Here is a 3,829-nt window from a genome sequence, read left to right as displayed (position 1 = left end):
CACAGGCCAGCACTTTTAGGTGTTTGGGTCTGGTCGGGTTGGTTTGGTAATTGAATAATGGTCCACAACCAGTGGCCGGTGCCCCGTTTGTTGAGGGGTGGTGGTTGCTGGGGTACTGGAACCCAGAAGGGGTTGGTTCATCACTGTGTGGTGGGCTAGCATCGGTTTATTGGTTTCCCACTACGCGACGTTCTCGTGTTGGTGGGGTTGGGTTTTCGGTGGTTATAGCGTGGGGGAAACGCCCGGTCCCATCTCGAACCCGGAAGCTAAGGCCCACAGCGCTGATGGTACTGCACTCGGGAGGGTGTGGGAGAGTAAGTCACCGCCGGAATTAATTTAGAAGCGAGGAGGGGTATCACCTGCGGGTGGTACCCCTCCTTCGCATTTAACACAGTGTGTCTATAAAAGGGGCTGGCTCGGAAAACTTCTCATGAAGGTTTCCGGGCCAGCCTTTTTCATGTTCAATTCACCGGTTCACGATGAGAACATATGTCACGTCTCAAAGTGTCTTGCTCAGATCCAACCCTCTTCCCATGCTTTTTGCGTGGCCTGCTGTCTGCTGCTGACTCCGAGTTTGGCGATGGCGGAGGAGACGTAGTTTCTGACGGTCCCGGGGGCCAGATGGAGCTCCTCTGCGGTTTGCGCGAGTGTGTCGTGTTCTGTGGTCGCGCGGAGTACGTCGAGTTCTCGTTCTGACAGCGGGCAGTCCGTACCGGTCAGGGCGCTAGCTGCGATTTCCGGGTCAACGTAACGGGCTCCACCGGCCACGGTACGGATCACCTCCGCCAGTTTCTCCGACGGAGTCGACTTGGGTACGAAGCCCTTGACGCCGGCCGCTAGGGCCCGTCGCAGCACCCCTGGACGTGCATGCCGGGTGACCATCACGATGTGAGTGTCGATTGCACTAAGAATCTTGGAAGCGGTGTCCACTCCATCAGTGGGAGGCATCTCGAGGTCCAGGACACACACCGTGGGGTGGTGTTCCTTCGCCGCGTCTAGCGCGTCTGTACCGTTGGCGACTTCGGCTACCACGGTGAAGTCATCTTCGAGATCCAGCAAGGCTGCCAGGGCACCTCGAATCAGGTGCTCGTCGTCTGCGAGCACGATGGTGATGGGGGAATTGTTCACTGTCCGTGGTCCTTGTCTTGCGCGGCTGAGTTATCCATTGATCTGGGCACCGAGACTCGCAGGATAAATTCCTGCTCGGGTGTGGTTTCCGTATCCAGCTGCCCTCCTATGTCCGCTAGGCGTCGTGTGAGTCCGTCGAGCCCGGAGCCGCCTCGTGTTCCCGTGGACGTAGAAATTGATCGGGAGGGTGCGCCGTCGTTGCGGATCTGGAGCTCAACGATGGGGAAGTTGTCCGCGGCAGGTTTCGTCCCGAAAGAGAGGTCGAAGACGGCACGACTCGCATTGGAGTGCCTCAGGATGTTCGTGGTGGCTTCTCGCACGGTGAGTCCCAGGACAGCCCCGATCTCCTCTGACCCGGGTTGCTTGGACCACGTGGCGATGAGGTCCGGCACGGTGACGGTTGTTTTCACCCCGGCTGACTGCAATACGGAGGACGCGTTGTTAAGCTCCTGAGCGAGAGTGGTCTTTCGGTATCCCTGAACCAGGGAGCGGGTCTCTCGCAGGGCTGTCTGAGCGGCGTCGTGGGCCTCGAGGATGTGGGGAGCGGCAGCGTCCGGCCTGTCCTTGGCAAGCAGGCGAGACGCCAGATCTGTCTTGAGACTGATGACCTGGAGATGGTGGCCCTGCACGTCGTGAAGGTCGGCGGCGAATCGCAGCCGCTCGTTGGTGATAGCTAGTTCCGCCGCTTGTTGGCGAGTGACATCCAGCTCCACCATGACGGCCCACACCCACAAGGAGGTCGGTGCGCCGACTACAGCGAAGAACGAGACCCAGGTGACCCAGACGATGTCCGGGGCGTCGGTTGGCTGTCCGCTGAGCAGCGTTGCCACGTACATGTGGGCGCCGGGCAGAACCATTGAGAAGAGGATGACCCACCATCGCCCCTTGGCCAGGGAGAGTGCCGAGATGGCCAGTACGAAGGCGAGCGGTAGAGCACCGACACCAAAGGTGGGGGAAGCCCCCACACTGACCAAGGCGGTGGCGAGAGCCTGGAAGAACGCCCAGACCATGGAGCGGGAGCGGAACGTTGTTCTGTCTATGCCACGGCGTGCTCTGAGGAGCGTGAGGGCCCAGAGGACCATGGTGAACGCACCCAGGACTGCTGCCACGAGGGCTATGGGTTGTGGATCCTGGGCCACCCTGAGCACCGCTGAGAGGCCGTAAATGAAGAACGCCAAAAAGATTAGCGACAAGTACGTGCTCCACCACACCACCGCCATATCGCGGCGTCGATGCAGTGTCTGCGCTGTCGAGCTACTGGGCGTGGAGTCTTGGGCTGCGGTTGAGCGGTCCGTGGAAAGGGCCATAGAAACACCCTAAGCGCTGCTCAGCCTCGATATGACAGCTGTCATACGGGTTTGATGACAGTGCACCCGCAACTTGTGACAGCGCGGCACTAACGGCATGGCTTGGTTCCCGGAAGAGTGGAACTCAACAAACTAACCGTAACCACCGGTTCACAGATCGAAAGGACAGACCAATGCTCGACTGGTTGCAGACCTCCGTAGAAGCCGCAGGACCCTTGGCACAGGCTTTCTTCCTGATGCTCGGCGGGGCCATCCCGTTCATCGAGTCCTACGGATCATCGTTCCTGGGCGTGTTTGTCGGCGTACCCCTGTACATCGCTGTTCCCTTCGCGGTACTGGGCAATATCGTCTCGATGCTCGTTCTGGTGCTCGGCGCAGAAAAGCTGCACAACCTGTTCCGGAAGAACAAGCCGGCGGCCGAACCCAGCAAACGCAAGCAGAAGTTCTACCGTCTTTTTGAAAAGTACGGAGTGGCCGGCGTTTCGCTGATCGGCCAGTGGTTCCTACCCAGCCAGATCACCTCGTCCATGATGGCCGGCGCGGGCGTGGCCAAGGGCAAAATCATTTTGTGGCAAGTCATTGCCATTGCCCTGTGGGGTGTGGTGTTCGCGGGATTCGCCACGGCGGGAATCAATTTCATGGGCGTCGCGTGATGAGACATGGCTCCTGAATGCCGCGGCATGGAGCGAGGGCCTCACCCCCGACACGGGGTGAGGCCCTCGACGTGTCTGCGGCTCGTCAGTTCTTATCGTTGATACCCGGCACCACGGCCCCGGTGGGCAATCCCTTGGCCTCGTATCCGCGGTACATGGGCTCCCAATCCAGGGGAGTGGTCATGGTGTCACCGGTGAGCACGCTCTGCATCGCGTGCAGACACACGTGCCATCCGGCGGCATTGCGGGCCGCAGTGTTCTCGGCTTCCAGGAACTCGATGAACGTGAGTTTGCTGCCCTTGGGGCACGGTTCGACCGTGATATCGACCTCTGAATCGCCCCACGTGAACGACCAATGCCGTTCCGGTTCCCAATTGGTCACGGTGCCGGTGCTGGAGTCCATGTGTGGATCACCGGTGAAGACGATGCCGCCGCCCTGGTGCGCGTTGAGTTGCACACGCGAGGGGAACCATCGGCTCATGGCCCGGGCCGTGGCCACGGTGGACCACAGCTGATTGGGCGCAGCCGCGTACTCGCGTTCGAATACGATGGCGGGCCGGTCATCGATCAACTCGTAGGCACCGTCAAAATTCTGCGGGTCATTTCTCATCACGGGTACGGACTCCTTGGTCGGGGCCTCGGGTTCGGCGCGTTCGAGCGCGCCGTGGTTCACCTATTCAATCCGCCGCCCGGGTTTCCCACAACTACCAACGTGATTAACGCCGACGGCGCCGCACGAGA

The 3,829-nt window shown here is 60.4% G+C and carries 4 protein-coding genes and 1 rRNA gene; 2 read left to right on the top strand and 3 right to left on the bottom strand.

The window, feature by feature from the left end:
* The first annotated feature begins 214 nt into the window (after nucleotides 1-214).
* Nucleotides 215-331: ribosomal RNA gene (rrf, locus tag ABD283_RS00605) — 5S ribosomal RNA — on the top strand.
* A 182-nt stretch (nucleotides 332-513) separates the two neighbouring features.
* On the opposite strand, the gene ABD283_RS00600 is transcribed toward rrf, so the two are convergent.
* Entirely contained in the window at nucleotides 514-1,128 is a 615-nt protein-coding gene (locus tag ABD283_RS00600; RefSeq protein WP_344223138.1) for a response regulator transcription factor, read from the bottom strand.
* A complete protein-coding gene (locus ABD283_RS00595; RefSeq protein ID WP_344223137.1) occupies nucleotides 1,125-2,435 on the bottom strand; it encodes a sensor histidine kinase in 1,311 nt (436 codons plus the stop codon). Before ABD283_RS00595 ends, ABD283_RS00600 begins: the two co-directional genes overlap by 4 nt.
* 173 nt (nucleotides 2,436-2,608) lie before the next feature.
* Here ABD283_RS00595 and ABD283_RS00590 point away from each other — a divergent pair, with 173 nt between their 5' ends.
* Nucleotides 2,609-3,088, top strand: a complete 480-nt coding sequence (locus tag ABD283_RS00590; RefSeq protein ID WP_344223136.1) for a hypothetical protein — start codon at nucleotides 2,609-2,611, stop codon at nucleotides 3,086-3,088.
* An 85-nt stretch (nucleotides 3,089-3,173) separates the two neighbouring features.
* Here ABD283_RS00590 and ABD283_RS00585 read toward each other — a convergent pair whose 3' ends face one another.
* The gene (locus ABD283_RS00585) at nucleotides 3,174-3,761 is read right to left on the bottom strand and encodes an SRPBCC domain-containing protein (protein WP_344223135.1); all 588 of its coding nucleotides are present in this window, start codon (nucleotides 3,759-3,761) and stop codon (nucleotides 3,174-3,176) included.
* Nucleotides 3,762-3,829 lie beyond the last annotated feature (68 nt).

The sequence above is a fragment of the Kocuria atrinae genome (genome assembly GCF_039531425.1).
Taxonomy (GTDB): domain Bacteria; phylum Actinomycetota; class Actinomycetes; order Actinomycetales; family Micrococcaceae; genus Kocuria; species Kocuria atrinae.
This window is presented reverse-complemented; position numbering and strand designations above follow the sequence as displayed.

What these genes read in the sequence shown, in the direction of transcription:
- ABD283_RS00595 (WP_344223137.1), bottom strand. Translation starts at nt 2,435, where the DNA reads ATGGCCCTTTCCACGGACCGCTCAACCGCAGCCCAAGACTCCACGCCC.
- ABD283_RS00590 (WP_344223136.1), top strand. Translation starts at nt 2,609, where the DNA reads ATGCTCGACTGGTTGCAGACCTCCGTAGAAGCCGCAGGACCCTTGGCA.